The organism is Ideonella sp., from assembly GCF_041287625.1.
In the GTDB taxonomy this organism is placed as follows: Bacteria; Pseudomonadota; Gammaproteobacteria; order Burkholderiales; family Burkholderiaceae_C; genus Ideonella.
Window position 1 is genome coordinate 110402 of record NZ_JBGGNH010000052.1, and the last position, 17860, is coordinate 128261.

Consider the following 17860-nt stretch of genomic DNA (forward strand, 5'->3'; position numbering starts at 1 on the left):
TGCTCCGGACCAAGGTGGCGTCACAAGCGGCCGGCTCGCCAGCGCAATGGGCGGTGCACGTTGCCGTTGCGGGCCCCGCCCGTGGTGAGGACGATTCACCGGCCGACGGCCGCTGGCACGAGCGCCGCGCGCGCGCCAGGCGCCTGAAGGACGCCGCCTTCGACGAGGCCTGGACCCCTGGCGTCCACCTGCTGGCCGGCCTGGCCTTGCTGCTGCTCGTCTGCCTGTTGGTGCAGGCTTTTGGCCGCCCGCTGGAACCGGTGCAGGGCCTGTGGCTGCTGGCGGTTGCGGTGGCGGCCGGCAGCAGCGTGTGGATGGCGGCGCGCCTGCGGCGCCGCACCCGGCGCAGCCTCGGCAACCCGCGCGCCACGCGCCGTTGGCTGACCGCACTGGCGGTGGCCTGCCTGCTGTTGCTGAGCCTCTACCCCTGGCTGGCCAGCATGCCGGTGCCGCGCCTGCCCTGGGCCGAGGCCTTGCAGATCGCCCTGACGATGCTGCTGGCGCTGGCGCTGGCCCCATTGCGGCGGGTGGCGACCATGGCTGCGCTGCTGCCCATGTCCGACGGGCTGGCGGCACTCGCCAAGGCCGTTGCCATGGGCGTGTCCTGGCAGGACGCGGTGGACCCCGCGCCGTTCGGCCTGGCACTCGGCGCCGTGGGCCTGGCTTGGTGGGGCCACCGCCGTTGGCACCGCATGCGCGAAGCGCTGATGGCACGGGACGACCGGGTCGAAGCGCTGGCCGGTGCGCGTGACGCCGCGCTGCGTGCCGACCAGGAGAAGAGCCGTTTCCTGGCGATTGCCAGCCACGACCTGCGCCAGCCGGTGCATGCACTTGGGCTGTTCGCCGCCACGCTGGAGCAGCGGCTGCAGGGCACGGCCGAAGAGCCGCTGGTGCGCAACGTGATGCGCTCGATCGAAGGTCTGGAGCAGTCGTTCAATGCAATGCTGGACATCTCGCGGCTGGACGCCGGCACCATCGAGCCCAACATCCAACACTTCCCGCTGCGCGACGTGTTCCGCCGCCTGCACATGCACCATGCCGGCCAGGCCGAGGCCCTGGGCCTGGGCTTGCGTTTTTCACCGGGTGGCAAGTCGGTCAGCAGCGACCCGCAGCTGCTCGAGCGCATCCTCGGCAACCTGGTGCAGAACGCGCTGAAGTACACCCGGCAGGGCGGCGTGGTGGTGGTGGCACGCTCCACCGCCACGCACACCAACGTGGAGGTCTGGGACACCGGCGCCGGCATGCGTGCCGCCGACCTGCCGCGCATCTTCGTCGAGTTCCTGCAGTTGGGTGACGGCCAGCGCAGCCGGGCGCAAGGCCTGGGCATGGGGCTGGCCATCGTCAAGCGGCTGGCGCAGCTGCTGGGCTACCGGCTGGTGGTGGCTTCGCGGCCGGGCAAGGGCACGATGTTCCGCCTCAGCATCCCGCTTGGCGGCCTGCCCGAGATCCAGGACGCCACCGCCGCCGCCGACACCGTGCCCATGCCGGTCATGGAGCCACGTTCGGTGCTGGTGATCGACGACGAGGAGCCGATCCGCGAAGGCCTGCGCATCCTGCTGGAAGAGTGGGGCTACGAGGCCAGCGTGGCGGCCAATGCGATGGAGGCCGAGCAGTCGGTGCAGGTCCGCGGCCTGGCGCCAGACCTGATCCTCTCGGACCTGCACCTGGGCGCGGGCCGGGACGGCATCGCCGCCATCGAGGCCGTGCGCCGCCTGTGCGGCCAGCAGGTGCCCGCCATCCTGGTGACCGGCGACACCACGCGCGAGGAGCTGCGCCGCGCCACCGACAGCGGCCATCCCGTGCTGTTCAAGCCGCTGCAGCCGCGCCGCCTCTTCGACGCGATGCGCGGCATGGTGCCCTGAGCGCATGGCGACAGGTCTTTGGAGGCGCGCGCATGAGTCAACGCCGGGCCGTCCCAAGTTGACTCATCCCCCTCGGGGGGCGGGCCGGGCGCAGTCCGGTCCTGGGGGCACCATCTCGCCAAAGTGACTTTCGACCACTGCGTCACGGCGGTCGGATCTCTAGAGTGCAGGCATCCCATTCCCATGGCCCGCACACGCGATGGCTGACCTGGACCTCGACTCGCTGCTCGCTCCGCTTCAGCATGACGCACCTTGTGGCGCGGACCTGGAGTACGACCCGGTTTTCCTTGCACTGCAGACAGCAGGCGCCGGTCGGCCCGAGCAGCAGTATGGCGACACCCTGATTGCCGCCGAGGAACCCGACTGGCCCAAGGTGCGCGAGCTGGCGCTGTCGCTCGCGGCCCGCACCCGCGACCTGCGCGTGGCCGTGTGGCTGTTGCGCAGCGGCGCGCGGCTGCAGGGCTGGCACGGTGCGCTGCAAGGCCTGCAACTGCTGCAAGGCCTGCTGTCGCAGCACTGGGCCCAGGTCCATCCGCAGCTGGACGCGAGCGATGGCAACGATCCCACCGCGCGCCTGAATGCGCTGCAGCCCTTGGTCAGTCCCGCCGAGGTGCTGGCAGACCTGCGCGCCGCCAGCCTCACCGGCCAGCGCGGCGGCCCGCGGGTGCGCGAAGCCGAGCTGGCCGCCGGGCTTGCCGAAGCCGCACCTGGCGAGGCCGTGCCTTCGCCGCAAGGCCTGCAGGACGCGCTGGCGAAACACGCCACCGCGGTGCCGGCGCTGGCCCAGCACCTGGGCGCCGGCTTGCCGGTGGTGCAGGGCATCGCCGCCGCCATCGAGCAGCAGCTTGGTGCCACCCACGGGCCGGACTTTGCGCCGCTGCTGCGCCTGCTGAAACCGCTGGCCGCGCTCGGTGCGCAGCTGCAAGGTGTCCCGGCATCGCAGGTGGTCGCTGTGGCAGGCGACGGCGCCGCAGGGCCAGTTGCTGCGGCAGCGCCGGCGGCCAGCGGCGTCATCGCCTCGCGAGAGGACGCGATGCGCGCATTGCAGCGCGCCTGCGAATGGATAGAGCGCAACGAACCCAGCCACCCGGCACCGCTGCTGATCCGCCGCGGCATGCGGCTGATGAGCAAGAACTTCATGGACATCGTGCGCGACCTGGTGCCAGACGGCGTGCGAGAGCTCGAAAAGCTCGCTGGCGCAAGTTCCGATTGAGAGTCCTCTTTTCACACCGACCACCTGACCCGCCAGCGATGGCGATGCAGCCAACCAAGGAGCCAGCATGGCCACCAGCAGCCAGAAGTTCATTGCCCGCAACCGCGCGCCGCGGGTGCAGATCGAATACGACGTCGAGCTCTACGGTGCCGAGAAGAAGGTCCAGCTGCCGTTCGTGATGGGCGTTCTGTCGGACCTCTCGGGCAAGCCGACCGAGCCGCTGCCGCCAGTGTCGGACCGCAAGTTCCTGGACTTCGACGTGGACAACTTCGATGCCCGCATGAAGGCCATGAAGCCGCGCACTGCCTTCACGGTGCCCAACACGCTGACCGGCGAAGGCAACCTGATGGTCGACATCACCTTCGAAAGCCTGGACGACTTCTCGCCCGCCGCGGTCGCCGCGAAGGTGGACGGGCTGCGCCAGCTGCTCGAGGCACGCCAGCAGCTCGCCAACCTGATCACCTACATGGACGGCAAGGCCGGCGCCGAGCAGCTGATCGCCAAGGTGGTCAAGGACGAGGCACTGCTGAAGTCCCTCGCCGCCCACAAGCCGGCGGACGCCGCGCAGTGAACACCCATCCCGCAGGAGACCTCCATGGCTGAAGACACCCTCGTGCAGCCCGCCTCGGCGCTGCAAGGCATCGAATACGAAGGCGGCGAATTCGCGCAGCTGCTGGGCAAGGAATTCAAGCCCAAGACCGACGACGCGAAGAGCGCCGTCGAGCAGGCGGTGCTGACGCTCGCGCAGCAGGCGCTGAGCCAGACGCAGCTGATCGGCAGCGACGTGATCATGTCGATCGAAGCCATGATCGCCGAGCTGGACAAGAAGCTCTCCGACCAGGTCAACGCCATCCTGCACCACGCCGAGTTCCAGCAGCTCGAAAGCGCCTGGCGCGGCCTTCACTACCTCGTCAACAACACCGAGACCGACGAGATGCTGAAGATCCGCGTGATGAGCATTTCGAAGCTCGACCTGGGCAAGACGCTCAAGCGCTACAAGGGCACGGCCTGGGACCAGAGTCCCATCTTCAAGCGCGTTTACGAAGAGGAATATGGCCAGTTCGGCGGCGAGCCTTTTGGCGCGCTGGTCGGCGACTATTACTTCGACCACAGCCCGCCGGACGTGGAGCTGCTGGGTGAGATGAGCAAGGTGGCCGCGTCGGCCCACGCGCCCTTCATTGCCGCGGTCAACCCTTCGCTGATGCAGATGGGCTCCTGGCAGGAGCTGGCCAACCCACGCGACCTGACCAAGATCTTCACGACGCCGGAATATGCCGCGTGGAAATCGCTGCGTGAGTCGGACGATGCGCGCTACCTTGGCCTGGCGATGCCACGTTTCCTTGCGCGCCTGCCGTATGGCGCGAAGACCAACCCGGTCGAGGAATTCAATTTCGAGGAAGAGACCGCCGGCGGCGACCATGCCAGCTACACCTGGGCCAATTCGGCCTATGCGATGGCGGTCAACATCAACCGTTCGTTCAAGCTCTACGGCTGGTGCACCCGCATCCGCGGCATCGAGTCCGGCGGCGCGGTGGAAGGCCTGCCGGCCCACACCTTCCCGACCGACGAAGGCGGCGTGGCGATGAAGTGCCCGACCGAGATCGCCATCAGCGACCGGCGCGAAGCCGAGCTGGCCAAGAACGGCTTCATGCCGCTGGTGCACCGCAAGAACTCCGACTTCGCCGCCTTCATCGGTGCGCAGTCGCTGCAAAAGCCCTTCGAGTACGACGACCCGGACGCCACGGCCAACGCCAACCTGGCCGCGCGCCTGCCGTACCTGTTCGCCTGCAACCGCTTCGCCCACTACCTGAAGTGCATCGTGCGCGACAAGGTGGGCTCGTTCAAGGAGCGGGCCGACATGGAGAAGTGGCTGAACAAATGGATCATGAACTACGTCGATGGCGATCCGGCGAATTCGTCCGAGGTCACCAAGGCGCAGAAGCCGCTGGCGGCCGCCGAGGTCACCGTCGAAGAGATCCCCGGCAACCCGGGCTACTACAGCTCCAAGTTCTTCCTGCGGCCGCACTACCAGCTCGAAGGGCTGACGGTGTCGCTGCGCCTGGTGTCCAAGCTGCCGTCGCAGAAGACGCAGTGAAACCGTGCCGGCGGCCTGACCGGCCGGCCGTGCAACCCATTCCCCCGCATCCACTCAGGAGAGACACGACATGACCATCGACACCAACCTCAAGATCGCCGGCGTCGACGGCGAATCCGGCCACAAGGACCACAAAGGCGAGATCGACTTGCTCGCCTGGTCCTGGGACGTGCGCCAGGAAAGCACCGCCGCCGCGGGCACCGGCTCCGGCAAAGGCAAGGGCATTCCCGGCCAGCTGGTGTTCGCCCATTACTACGACAAGGCCTCGCCGGTGCTGGCCAAGAGCTGCGCGAGCGGCAAGCACTTCGACTCGGCCATCATCACCTGCCGCAAGGCCGGCGAGGGCCAGCTGGACTTCCTGAAGGTCACGCTCAAGCAGGTGCTGGTCACGTCGGTCGCGCCGTCGGCCAGCAGCGGCGGCGAGATCTCTGAAAGCGTGGCGCTGAGCTACGCCGACATCGAGTTCGAATACAAGCCGCAGGACGACAAGGGCGCACTCGGCGGCTCGGTGAAGTTCGGCTGGAACGTGGCCAGCACCGAAACCCGCTGAGCCCGATCCACCCTGCCTGGAGCTGAAGATGGTCCATGCCCCCAGCGCCTTGCGAGCGACCAGCGCCGACATGTACCTCGCCCTGACGCTCAAGCGCGCCGGCAAAGTCAAGGGCGAAGCGGTGGCCACCGGCCACCAGGACGACATCACCGTCATCGGCTTCAGCTGGGGCGTGGGGGCGGTGGGCGACGCGGTGGCCGGCCTGGCGACAGGCCGGCGCAGCTACCGCCAGCTCGTCATCACCAAACACCTGGACAGCGCCAGCACCGCGCTGATGAGCGCGGTTGCCACCAATGACGAAGTGCGCAGTGCGGTGCTGAGCCTGCGCAAGGCCGGTGGCGAGCCGCAGGACTTCTGCAGCATCACGCTGGAGAAGGCCCGCGTGGCGACCTATGACGTGGAAGCCGGTGCCGATGGCGACACCGTCGAGAGAGTCGCGCTGAGCTTCCAGAAGGTGGCGATCGAATACCGGCCGCAAAGCGCCAGCGGCCAGCTGGGCGCGAGCCACAGCTTCAACGACGACCTGAGCTGAGCACCATGGACACGATCAAGGAACTGGTCGCCGCCGGCAGGCCGCGCGAAGCGCTGGCCCAGGCGCAGCAGCAGGTGCGCGCCAAGCCGCAGGACGCCAAGCTGCGGGTGCTGCTCTTCCAGCTGCTGGCCATCACCGGCCAGTGGCAGCGCGCCAGCACGCAGCTGGCGGTGTGCGGCGAACTGGATGCCGAAGCGCTGCCGATGGTCAACACCTACCGCGAGGCGCTGAAGTGCGAGCTGGTGCGTGAAGCGGTGTTCGACGGCAAGACCACGCCGATGCTGCTGGGCCAGCCGGCCGAATGGGTGGCCCTGCTGGTGGAGGCGCTGCGGCTGCAGGCCGAAGGCCAGGTGCAGGCCGCGCGGGCGATGCGCGAGCAGGCGCTGGGGCAGGCGGAGACTGTGGCCGGCTCGCTGGACGGCGCGCCGTTCGAATGGATTTGCGATGCCGATTCGCGCCTAGGCCCGCTGCTGGAAGCGGTGGTCAACGGGCGTTACGCCTGGGTGCCATTTTCGGCGCTGAGCAAGGTGCAGATCGAGGCGCCGAGCGACCTGCGTGACCTGGCCTGGCTGCCAGCCCACCTGTGCTTTCCGAACGGCGGCGAGACGGTGGCACTGATCCCCACCCGCTATCCGCGCAGCACCACCTGGGACGACGAGCGCGTGTGGATGGCGCGGCGCACCGAATGGACGCCGCTTGCCGCGCCGGGGGCCGAGCAATACGCCGGCGTCGGCCAGCGCGTGTTCGCGACCGACGCCGGTGAGCATTCGCTGCTGGATGTGCGGTGCATCGAGCTGGGCCGGTTGAAAGCAGACTGATGGCCACCAGCCCGCGTGACCGCCTGCAGCCGGCGCTGCTGGACCGACTGACCGATGACGACCCGCACCATCGTGAGGAGGCCGAACACCACCGCGTGATGAACAAGTCGCAGCTGCGCCAGGCCGTGTTGCGCGACCTGGGCTGGTTGTTCAACGCCGTGCAGCCGCTGGGCAAGGAGGCCGAGGCCTGGCCAGGCCTGGCCGCCAGCGTGCTGAATTTCGGGCTGCCGGCGCTGTCTGGCCAGCTGGCTTCCCGGGTGGACGTGAGCCTGCTGGAAAAGTCCATCCGCGCCGCGATCCTGCGCTACGAGCCGCGCATCCTGCCCGAGAGCCTGGCGGTGCGCGCGCTGGAAGCCACCAGCGTGCTGGACACCCACAACATCATCGAATTCGAGATCCGCGGCCACCTCTGGTCGCAACCCGTCCCGCTGGAGATCCTGCTGCGCACGCAGTTGGATCTGGAGGCGGGGCAGGTGGAAGTGCGGGAAGGGCGAACGGCTCTCTGACCGTCATCTACATCGAAGTATTTTTTCCAGGGGAATCACATGTGGCTTTATTGGTCGTTCTACCCAAAGGATACGAGGGCCTCCTTCAGTTTGGCCGGGCGAGTCAATGAGATCTTCGCTGGCCAAAACGTGAATGAGCACAAAAGAAACTACTCACGGCACCAAGGCTTTGGCAACGGCCAGCCTACATCGAACAGCTGGGAGGATCGCGCCATCAAGGACGGGCGTGCACTTACCGTATTGCCGAACGCCCATCACACCAACTCGCCCTACGTCGAGGTGGTTTGGTCACCGCCAGGTTTCCCGCCAGGCCAAACGCGCTTCATCTGCAACCAGAACAACTGGGACGAGATGTATTTCACGGACAGCCACTATGCTGTTTATTGGAAGGTTTGGGGGCAAGAGAACACGCATGTGGTCTTCGCGTAAGGGGTAGTTGCTTGGACCCCCGCCTCCTCCGCCACTACACCGACGAACTCGCGCACCTGCGCGAGGTCGGGGCCGAGTTTGCGCGGGAGTTTCCGAAGATCGCGTCGCGGCTGGGCATGGAGGGCATCGCGGTCACGGACCCGTATGTCGAGCGGCTGCTGGAGGGCTTTGCCTTCCTGGCTGCGCGGGTGCAGCTGAAGCTGGACGCAGAGCACCCGCGGCTGATCGCGCACCTGCTGGAATCGATCTACCCGAATTTCCTCGCGCCGCTGCCTTCGATGATGGTGGCGCGGCTGGAAGCCGACCTGGCCGACCCGAACCTGCTGGGTGGCTACACAGTGCCGCGTGGCAGTGCCATCGCCGCCGAGCTGACACGCGGGCAGGACACCCGCTGCGAATTCCGCACGGCGCATGCGGTCACGCTGTGGCCAGTCGAGATCGCTTCGGTGCAGTTCTTCACCCACGGTGCGGACCTGCCGCTCAAGCAGCTGCCGCCCGCGCTGGGCGCCAAGGGGGGGCTGCGCATCCGGCTGCGCTGCGGCGGCGGTGCCAGCTTCCGGCAGCTGCGGGGACTGGACCGCCTGAGCTTTCACATCAGCGCGCCGGACGACGTGGCCCACCGGCTGCACGAGTTGATCCAGAGCGCTGCGATGGGCAGCTGGGTGCACGTGACGGGCTCGCCCGCCGCCCACGCACTGCCGCAATGGTGCGACGCCGCGAGTGTCCGCATGAAGGGCTTTGGCGCCGACGAAGCCTTGCTGCCCGAGCTGCAGCGCAGCTTCTCTGGCCACCGCCTGCTGCAGGAATTTGCCGCGCTGCCGCAGCGCTTGCTGTTCTTCGAAGTGGGCGGCCTGTCCACGCGGCTGGCCCGCGTACCGGGCGACGAGGTGGACCTGGTGCTGCTGTTCTCGCGCGGCGACGCCGCCCTGGAGCCGCTGGTGGACGCGGGCAGCCTGTCGCTGTTCTGCACCCCGGCGATCAACCTGTTCCGCAAGCGGCTGGACCGCATCCAGCTCGGCCCCGGCGCCTGGGAATACCACGTGGTGGCGGACCGCACGCGGCCGATGGACTTCGAGCTGCACAGCCTCGAATCGGTCGTTGGCTTCGGCACTGCACGTGCCGGCCAGCAGGCCTTCCAGCCGCTGTATGCCAGCGCGCACGTACAAGGGCAGGGCGAAGGCGCGGCGCCTTCGGGCTTCTACACGCTGCGCCGCGAGCCGCGCCTGATGTCCGAGCGGCAGAAGCAGCACGGCCCGCGCTCGGGCTACATCGGCGAAGAAGCGTTCCTGTCGCTGGTCGACCCTCAGCACGCGCCGTACCGCGAGGACGTGCGCCAGCTCTCGGTCTCCGCCTGGGTCACCAACCGCGACCTGCCAACGCTGCTGCCGCCCGGCCAGGCGAGTGGCCTGTCGCTCTGGCGGCTGGACTCGCCCGGCCCGGTCAAGCGGGTGACGGCGCTGCGCGGCCCGACCCGCCCGCAGAGCCGCCGGCCGGTTGGCGAGCTGGGCTGGAGCCTGGTCAGCCTGCTCACGCAACGCCAGTTGCCGCTGGCCGGCGACGATCCGGGCCAGGCCGCGGCCATGCTGCGCCGCCTGCTGGTGCTGCACGGCCCGCCGGAAGACCCGGCCTGGTTGCGCATGGTGGAAGGCGTGCGCGCGCTGCGTGCCGGCACCGTGGTGCGCCGCCTGCCGGGCGGTGGCCGGCTGACTTTCGGCAGCGGCGCGGAGCTGGTGCTGGAGCTCGACGAGCTGGCTTTCCAGGGCGGCAGCGCGGTGCTGTTTGGCAGCGTGCTGGAACACTACTTCGCGCGTTATGCGTCGATCAACACCTTCACCCAGCTGACGCTGCGCTCGGCCCAGCGCGGCGAGCTGATGCGCTGGCCGCCGCGCATGGCCAGCGAAGGCGCGCTGTGAACGGGTTTTGTTTCTCGTGAGCCCGCCATGAAGACGCACGAAAGGGCGGTGGAACAGGCTGCAGCGCTGCGGGCCTTGTTCGATTCGCTGGAGGCCGCACCCTACGCGCACGACTTCTTCGCGCTGCTGCGCCGAATCGAAGGCCTGTCGCCCAGCGCGCCGCGCTTCGGCCGCGCGCTGCGCCCTGGGCAGGAGCCGCTGCGCCTGGGCCAGGCGGCCGAGCTGCGTTTCCCGCCGGCCATGCTGGCGAGCTTCAGCCGCGAAGGCAGCGTGCCACGGCTGGCGGTGCATTTCTTCGGCCTGCTGGGCCCGCAGGGCCCGCTGCCACTGCACCTGACCGAATACGTGCGCGAGCGCCTGCACCAGCGCAGCGACCCCACGCTGCAGCGTTTCCTGGACATGTTCCACCACAGGCTGCTGTCCTTGTTCTACCGCGCCTGGGCCCAGTCCCAGCCCTGCGTGCAGCTGGACCGCCCGGCCGACGACCGCTTCGCCACGTGGCTGGGCGCCAGCACCGGGCTGCACGAAAGCATCCGCCCGCAGGACAGCCTGCCGCACCACGCGCGGCTGTTCCATGCCGGGCTGCTGGGGGCGGCCAGCCGCTCGCCCGAAGGCCTGGTGAAGATCCTGCAGCAGCACTTCGGCGTGTCAGCGCGCATCGAACAGCACGTGCCGCACTGGCTGCCAATGGCGTCGTCCGAACGCACCCGCCTGGGCCACGCGCGCAACCGCAGCGAGCGCGTCGGCACGGTGCCGGCGGCGCTGGGCCGCAATGCCAACGCCGGCCGCCAGGTCTGGGACCGGCAGTTCAAGTTCCGCGTGGTGCTGGGGCCGCTGACGCTGGCGCAGTACCAGGCCTTCCTGCCCGGCGGCCCGGCCTGGCGGCCGCTGGTGGACTGGGTGCGCGAATACGCCGGCCTGCACCTGCTGTGGGACCTGCAGCTCACGCTGCAGCCGCGCGAGGCGCCCGCACCGAGGCTGGACCGCCGGCTGCGCCTGGGCCTGAGCAGCTGGATCGGCCGCGCCGGCACTTCGCCGCTCGCCGAGCTGCGCCTGCGGCCGCAAACCTCATTCGTTGCCAAAGCCCATGGAGGCCTTTCATGACCGAGATTTCCCGCGTTGCGCTGTTCGGCAAGCTGAACCCGCTGGCCTACAAGGCCATTGAGGGCGCCACGGTGTTCTGCAAACTGCGTGGCAACCCGTTTGTCGAGCTGCAGCACTGGCTGTACCAGATCCTGAACACACCCGATTCCGACCTGCACCGCATCGCCAAGCACCATGGCCTGGACGCCTCGCAACTGGCCGCGGACCTCACCGCTTCGCTGGACCGGCTGCCGCGCGGGGCCAGTTCGGTGACGGACCTGTCGAGTTGGGTCGAAAACGCCGTCGAGCGCGGCTGGGTCTACGGCTCGCTGATGTTCGGCGACAGCCAGGTGCGCACTGGCCACCTGGTGATCGGCCTGCTGAAGACGCCTTCGTTGCGCAATGCGCTGCTGTCCATCTCGAAGCAGTTCGAGCGCATCAAGGTGGACGACCTGGCCGACAACTTCTCCCGCATCGTCGAAGGCTCGCCCGAGCAGCAGATGCGCGCGACCGACGGCAGCGCCGAGCCGGGTGAGGCCAGCGGTGCGGTGGCGCCCGCGGCGATGGGCAAGCAGGAGGCGCTCAAGCGCTACGCGGTGGACCTGACCGAGCGCGCCCGCAACGGCGAGATCGACCCGGTGGCCGGCCGAGACGAGGAGATCCGCCAGATCGTCGACATCCTGATGCGACGGCGCCAGAACAACCCCATCCTCACCGGAGAGGCCGGCGTGGGCAAGACGGCGGTCGTCGAAGGTTTTGCGCTGCGCCTGGCGCAGGGCGACGTGCCGCCGCAGCTGAAAGAGGTTTCTCTTTATTCGCTGGACATCGGCCTGCTGCAGGCTGGCGCCAGCATGAAAGGCGAGTTCGAGAACCGGCTGCGCTCGGTGATCGACGAAGTGCAGGCCTCGCCCAAGCCGATCATCCTGTTCATCGACGAGGCGCACACGCTGATCGGCGCTGGCGGTGCTGCCGGCACCGGAGACGCGGCCAACCTGCTCAAGCCCGCGCTGGCCCGCGGCAAGCTGCGCACCATTGCTGCCACCACCTGGGCCGAATACAAGAAGCACATCGAGAAGGACCCAGCGCTCACGCGCCGCTTCCAGGTCGTGCAGGTCGGCGAGCCGAGCGAAGAAAAAGCGGTGCTGATGCTGCGCGGTGTCGCGTCCATCCTGGAACAGCATCACCGGGTGGCGCTGCTGGACGAGGCGATCGACGCGGCGGTGCGGCTGTCGCACCGCTACATCCCGGCGCGGCAACTGCCGGACAAGGCCGTGAGCCTGCTGGACACCGCCTGCGCCCGCGTGGCCGTGAGCCAGCACGCCACGCCGCCTGCGCTGGAGGACAACCAGCGCCGCATCCAGGCGCTCGAGGTGGAGCAGGCCATCATCGGCCGCGAGGCGGCCATCGGCATCGAAGTGGCCGAGCGCAAGCGCCGCGTGGCCGCTGCGCTGGACGAAGCCCACACCGAGCACGCGGTGCTGGCAGAGCGCTTTGGCAAGGAGAAGGCGGTGGTGGACCGCCTGCTGGCCCTGCGCGCCAGGCTGCGCGAGGATGGCGAAGGCGCGCCCGGTGTCGCCGAGCGCGATGACCTGCTCGCGGAACTGCAAGGCCTGCAGGTGCAGCTGGGCGAGCTGCAGGGCGACGCACCGCTGATCCTGCCGACGGTCGACGAAGCGGCCGTCGCCAGCGTGGTGCAGGACTGGACCGGCATTCCGGTTGGCCGCATGGTGAAGAACGAGGTGCAGGCGGTGCTGCAACTGGCCGACACGCTGAACCAGCGCGTGGTCGGCCAGCAGCATGCGCTGGAGATGATCGCGCGCCGCATCCAGACCTCGCGCGCCCGGCTGGACAACCCGAACAAGCCCATCGGCGTGTTTCTGCTCTGTGGCACCTCCGGCGTGGGCAAGACCGAGACCGCGCTGGCGCTGGCCGAGTCGCTCTACGGCGGCGAGCAGAACGTCATCACCATCAACATGAGCGAGTTCCAGGAGGCCCACACCGTCTCCACGCTGAAGGGCTCGCCGCCCGGCTATGTGGGCTACGGCGAAGGCGGCGTGCTGACCGAAGCCGTGCGCCGCCGGCCGTACAGCGTGGTGCTGCTGGACGAGGTGGAGAAGGCCCACCCGGACGTGCACGAGCTGTTCTTCCAGGTCTTCGACAAAGGCTGGATGGAAGACGGCGAGGGCCGCGGCATCGACTTCAAGAACACCATCATCCTGCTCACCAGCAACGTCGGCAGCGAGCTGATCATGAAGCTCTGCGCCGATCCCGAGCTGATGCCCGAGCCCGAAGGCATTGCCAAGGCCCTGCGCGAGCCGCTGCTGAAGGTTTTCCCCGCCGCGCTGCTGGGCCGCGTGGTCACCATCCCGTACTACCCGCTGAACGAACAGATGATGGCGCAGATCGTCCGCCTGCAGCTGGGCCGGATCCAGCGCCGCGTGCAGGACCACCACGGCGTGCCCTTCAGCTTCGATGACGAGGTCGTCAAGCTGGTGATCAGCCGCTGCGGCGAAGTCGAAAGCGGCGGCCGCGTGATCGACGCGATCCTGACCAACACCGTGCTGCCGCGCATCTCGGTGGAATACCTGACCCGGCTGTCGACTGGACAGGCCATGAAGGGGGTGAGCCTGGGGGTGAGCGAGGGCGACTTCAGCTATGCCTTCGATTGACCCCGATCCGATGAACGGCTCTGCAGCTTGAGCAAAATCGCCCGATGGCAGGCCAACGCATTCCCGGTGCCACCAGCCCCACGCTGCGCGAGCCAGCGGGCTGGGGAGAACCGTTCGATCTTCGCTCGGCGCTGCCCGGGCCCACGGGCCTGGTGGCCACCGGCATCGGCGCCGGCCTCGACGGGCTGCCGGACAAGCGCGGCCAGTCGCCGCGACCGCAGGTGCAGCCGGTGCGCCGCCCCACGCCGGAGGGCGAGTCGCGTGGACTGACGGTCAACGAACGCGACATGGCACGCACGCTGTTCGGCAATTCGGTCGACTACAACCGCGTGAAGGTGCACAACGAGGAGTACCTGTGGTTCGGCCTGCAGCCGGACGACACGGCGATGACGCCCAACGGCGAGATGTATTTCAACCCCAAGCACTTCAAGGAAGACTTCGCGCTCGCCGGTTTCAGCGATTCGCTGTGGTTCATGCACGAGATGGTGCACGTCTGGCAGCACCAGCTGGGCTACCCCGTGATGCTGCGCGGCGCCATCCGCATCGGGCTGGGCTACGACTACACGCTGGATGCAAAGAAGACGCTGGGCGACTGCAACATGGAAGCGCAGGGCGACCTGCTGTCCGACTATTGGGCCGTCAAGAACTTCAGCCACCCGCCCGAGATGCATCAGTCCAAACACATCAACGACCGTGCCCTGTTCGAGACCGTGCTGCGCCTGTTCATTGCCAACCCTTCGGACAAGCGCAACCTGCCATGAGACGCGTCGGGTTTCACCTTGTCTTGTCCATTGCCTTTGTGCTGGCTTCGGGCGGCAGCCTGGCCACTTCCAGCAAGGGCTCGGTCGAAGTCACTGCCGAAGCAGGCCTGCCTTGCTTCGCGCTGTCGCAGCGCGAGCTGGCCGGCCCGATGCGCGTGTGGACCCTCAGCGTCAGCCACGGCGAGCGCACCGACTGGCGCTCGCTGCCGCCCGAGGACTGGGGCTTTGCGTTCGCTCCGCCCGGTGGCTCGCTGCAACTACGAGCGGGCGCCTGCCTGCGTTATGGCGCGCTTCCGCCCGGTGCCATGCAGCGCACCGCCGCCGCGCCGCTGCAGCCCGGCACGCTGTACCGCATCGAGCTCGGCGCGCAACCTGAAGCCGGTGCCGACGGCACCGTGGCCTACGAGGCCCGGTTCTGCGTGAAGCCTGGTGCGGCCAACGCCGGCGCGGTCCAGCCGGTGCTGTGGGACGAAGCCGCCCTGCGATGGCGCACCGAGGCCTGCGCCGCGCCTTGAAGATGGCCGGTGCATGAAGCGGCCGGGATGACTTTGGTCGCTTTCGCATGCGCAGCGGCCTGCGTACCGTGAGGACCTCACTCGCGCCTGCGCCGCTTCATGCCGTCTGCCTCGATCACGCTCAGCTCCCCGCTGCCCCCTGATGACCTGCTCTTCGAATCGATGTTCGACGGCTGCGGACTCAGCGTGCTGGGCGAGACGCAGCTGGGCCTGCTCAGCGAGAAGCCGGACATCCAGTCCACCGACCTGCTGGGCAAGACGGTGAGCGTGGCCGTCACGCTGCGCGATGGCGGCAAGCGCTACTTCCATGGTCATGTGACCCGCTTCGGCATCGGACCGCACCGGGGCCGTTACCACGCCTACCAGGCCACCGTGCGCCCTTGGCTCTGGTTCCTCACCCGCACCACCGACTGCCGCATCTTCCAGGACCTGACGGTGCCCGACATCGTCAAGAAGGTCTTCGAGGACCACACCGCCATCGCCCATTTCGAGTTCAAGCTCTACCGCAGCTACCGGCCCTGGGTGTACTGCGTGCAGTACCGTGAGACCGACTACAACTTCATCGCCCGCCTGCTGGAGCACGAGGGCATCTACTGGTACTTTGAGCACACGGCCACCGAACACAAGCTGGTGCTGGTGGACGCCTATTCCGCCCACGACCCTGCACCGAACTGCGAGCGCCTGCCGTACCACGAGAACACCGACCAGCTGCCGCCCGATGCCGACTACGTGTCGAACTGGTCTTTCAGCTGCGGCGTCAAGACCGGCCAGGCGGCGCTCACCAGCTACGACTTCGAGCGTCCGGCCACCAGCCTCGCGGTGAAGGCCAGCCAGCCCCGCGGGCATGACCTGGACAAGCTGGAAGCCTTCGACTTCCAGGGCGACTACCTGCAGGTGGCCGATGGCACCCAGTACAACGAAGACCGCCTGACCGAACTGCAGACGACCTACGTCAGCATGCGCGGCGCCTCCAACGCGCAAGGCCTCACCACTGGCCATGTGCTGACGCTGGAGAAGCACCCGCGCGAAGACCAGAACATCAAGTACCTGATTTCGGCGATGCGCACCAACGCCGTGATCGACGGCTACGAAAGCCAGGGCGGCGCGCCCGGCGGCTACCAGTGCACTTTCGACGCCATCCCGGCCGACCAGCAGTTCCGCCCGCCCCGGCAGACGGCCAAGCCCTTTGTGCAAGGTCCGCAGACCGCCGTCGTGGTCGGCCCGTCCGGCGAAGAGATCTACACCGACAAGTACGGCCGGGTGAAGGTGCAGTTCCACTGGGACCGCTACGGCCAGCACAACGAAACCAGCTCCTGCTGGGTGCGCGTGAGCCACCCGTGGGCTGGCAAGAATTTCGGCGTGATGCACGTGCCGCGCATCGGCCAGGAGGTCGTGGTCGACTTCCTCGAAGGCGACCCGGACCAGCCGCTGGTCACCGGCCGCGTCTACAACGCGATGCAGATGCCCCCCTGGGACCTGCCCGCCAACGCCACCCAGTCCGGCATCCTGACCCGTTCCAGCAAGGGCGGCGCCTACGGCACCGCCAACGCCATCCGCTTCGAGGACAAGGCCGGCGCAGAGCAGCTGTGGATCCACGCCGAGAAGAACCAGGACATCGAGGTCGAAAACGACGAGACCCACTGGGTCGGCCATGACCGCACCAAGACCATCGACCACGACGAGACCGTGCACGTGAAGCACGACCGCACCGAGACGGTGGACAACAACGAGACCATCACCATCGGCGTGAACCGGACCGAGAAGGTGGGCAGCAACGAGAAGATCACGATTGGCGTCGACAGAAGCGAGAAGGTCGGCAACAACGAGACCATCGTGATCGGCGTAAACCGCAACGAGACGGTTGGTTCAAACGAGACCATCAGCATTGGCTCGAACCGCAGCATCACCGTTGGCAGCAGCGAAACGGCGACCGTCGCGATGCAGCGGACGCACACCGTGGGCGTCAACGAGACGATCACGGTCGGTGCCGCGCAGGAGGTCACCATCGGTGCCATTCAGGCCATCACGGTTGGCGCGAGTCAGACAACGACTGTCGGCTTGAACCAGAGCAATTCTATTGGCGCGAACCAAAGCACCGACGTCGGTGGTGCGCAGGAAGTGACGGTGGGCAAGGACGTAACTCTGAAGATCGGCGGCGCGCAGAACCTCGATGTCGGCAAGGCGCGTGCAACCTCGGTCAAGGAGGACGATGCCCTGAACGTTGGAAAGAGCCTCGTGATAGAGGCGGCTGAGGCCATCGAGCTGAAGTCCGGGGAGGCCAGCATTGTGATGAAGAAGGACGGGACCATTGTCATCAAGGGCAAGGACATTCTGATCCAGGGTTCCGGCAAGATCGCCGCGAAGGCCAGCAGCGACATCACACTCAAGGGGAGCAAGGTTGGAATCAACTGAGTTTCAAGACCTGGCTGACTTGTTTGCGCCGACGTCCGCCTCGCGGGCCGCGGTGGCGTCACCTTCGGCGGCGCTTGTCGGCGGCATGGCGGTGGTTGGTCGCCTGCACGGCTTTGCGGCTGATGAAAGCCCTCTGATCTCGAACCTGGTTTGCGCGCCCGGCCGCGTCGTTGCCGGCCGCACAACGGTGTCGCTGCGCAGCTCGATGCGAGGACTTGACGTCGTCGTGCTGTTCGAGAACGGCGACGTGGACAGGCCCATCGTGGTTGGCGTGATCGGCGGTGATGCGTTGCAACAGGTGCAGGCTTTGCCGGCAGCTGCTCTTGTGGAAATCGACGGCGAACGCCGGGTCATCAGCGCGGAACGCGAGATTGTCCTGCGTTGTGGCAGCGCCAGCATCACGCTCACGCGCGCTGGCAAGATCGTCATCTGCGGCACCTATCTTGTCAGCCGCTCAACCGGCCCGAACAAGATCAAGGGCGGCAGCATCGACTTGAACTGA

At 67.8% G+C, this 17860-nt stretch carries 16 protein-coding genes; all 16 read left to right on the top strand.

Annotation, left to right across the window (positions count from 1 at the left end; translation table 11 throughout):
* Positions 1-14 precede the first annotated feature (14 nt).
* The 16 genes from ACAH41_RS19585 (at position 15) to ACAH41_RS19660 (ending at position 17860) form a co-directional block, all read left to right on the top strand.
* Positions 15-1862 (top strand): hybrid sensor histidine kinase/response regulator, encoded by a 1848-nt coding sequence (locus tag ACAH41_RS19585; protein ID WP_370538425.1) that lies wholly within the window; start codon positions 15-17, stop codon positions 1860-1862.
* A 199-nt stretch (positions 1863-2061) separates the two neighbouring features.
* A complete protein-coding gene (gene tssA, locus ACAH41_RS19590) occupies positions 2062-3075 on the top strand; it encodes a type VI secretion system protein TssA (protein ID WP_325651642.1) in 1014 nt (337 codons plus the stop codon).
* 67 nt (positions 3076-3142) lie between these two features.
* Positions 3143-3646: a type VI secretion system contractile sheath small subunit gene (gene tssB, locus ACAH41_RS19595; protein ID WP_325651640.1), complete on the top strand. Its 504-nt coding sequence runs from the start codon at positions 3143-3145 to the stop codon at positions 3644-3646.
* Positions 3647-3670: 24 nt separating this feature from the next.
* A complete protein-coding gene (gene tssC / locus ACAH41_RS19600) occupies positions 3671-5170 on the top strand; it encodes a type VI secretion system contractile sheath large subunit (protein ID WP_325651639.1) in 1500 nt (499 codons plus the stop codon).
* A 70-nt stretch (positions 5171-5240) separates the two neighbouring features.
* Positions 5241-5720, top strand: coding sequence for a type VI secretion system tube protein Hcp (locus tag ACAH41_RS19605; protein WP_325651638.1), 480 nt, complete (start codon positions 5241-5243; stop codon positions 5718-5720).
* Between the two features lie 28 nt (positions 5721-5748).
* Positions 5749-6252 (top strand): type VI secretion system tube protein Hcp, encoded by a 504-nt coding sequence (locus ACAH41_RS19610; RefSeq protein WP_325651637.1) that lies wholly within the window; start codon positions 5749-5751, stop codon positions 6250-6252.
* Positions 6253-6257: 5 nt separating this feature from the next.
* The gene (locus ACAH41_RS19615; RefSeq protein WP_325651635.1) at positions 6258-7070 is read left to right on the top strand and encodes a type VI secretion system accessory protein TagJ; all 813 of its coding nucleotides are present in this window, start codon (positions 6258-6260) and stop codon (positions 7068-7070) included.
* Entirely contained in the window at positions 7070-7576 is a 507-nt protein-coding gene (tssE, locus tag ACAH41_RS19620) for a type VI secretion system baseplate subunit TssE (protein WP_325651633.1), read from the top strand. Before ACAH41_RS19615 ends, tssE begins: the two co-directional genes overlap by 1 nt.
* A 39-nt stretch (positions 7577-7615) precedes the next feature.
* Positions 7616-8005 (top strand): hypothetical protein, encoded by a 390-nt coding sequence (locus tag ACAH41_RS19625; RefSeq protein WP_325651631.1) that lies wholly within the window; start codon positions 7616-7618, stop codon positions 8003-8005.
* A gap of 11 nt (positions 8006-8016) precedes the next feature.
* The gene (gene tssF, locus ACAH41_RS19630; RefSeq protein ID WP_325651629.1) at positions 8017-9918 is read left to right on the top strand and encodes a type VI secretion system baseplate subunit TssF; all 1902 of its coding nucleotides are present in this window, start codon (positions 8017-8019) and stop codon (positions 9916-9918) included.
* A 27-nt stretch (positions 9919-9945) separates the two neighbouring features.
* Positions 9946-11022: a type VI secretion system baseplate subunit TssG gene (gene tssG / locus ACAH41_RS19635; RefSeq protein ID WP_325651627.1), complete on the top strand. Its 1077-nt coding sequence runs from the start codon at positions 9946-9948 to the stop codon at positions 11020-11022.
* On the top strand, positions 11019-13670 hold the full coding sequence (tssH, locus tag ACAH41_RS19640; protein ID WP_325651625.1) for a type VI secretion system ATPase TssH: 2652 nt from the start codon (positions 11019-11021) through the stop codon (positions 13668-13670). Before tssG ends, tssH begins: the two co-directional genes overlap by 4 nt.
* A 44-nt stretch (positions 13671-13714) precedes the next feature.
* The gene (locus tag ACAH41_RS19645; RefSeq protein ID WP_325651624.1) at positions 13715-14431 is read left to right on the top strand and encodes a Rhs element Vgr protein; all 717 of its coding nucleotides are present in this window, start codon (positions 13715-13717) and stop codon (positions 14429-14431) included.
* A gap of 23 nt (positions 14432-14454) precedes the next feature.
* Positions 14455-14946, top strand: a complete 492-nt coding sequence (locus ACAH41_RS19650; RefSeq protein WP_325651623.1) for a hypothetical protein — start codon at positions 14455-14457, stop codon at positions 14944-14946.
* 99 nt (positions 14947-15045) lie between these two features.
* Complete coding sequence (locus ACAH41_RS19655) at positions 15046-17358, top strand: type VI secretion system tip protein TssI/VgrG (RefSeq protein WP_325651621.1); 2313 nt, start codon at positions 15046-15048, stop codon at positions 17356-17358.
* Between the two features lie 19 nt (positions 17359-17377).
* Entirely contained in the window at positions 17378-17860 is a 483-nt protein-coding gene (locus tag ACAH41_RS19660) for a DUF6484 domain-containing protein (protein WP_370538426.1), read from the top strand.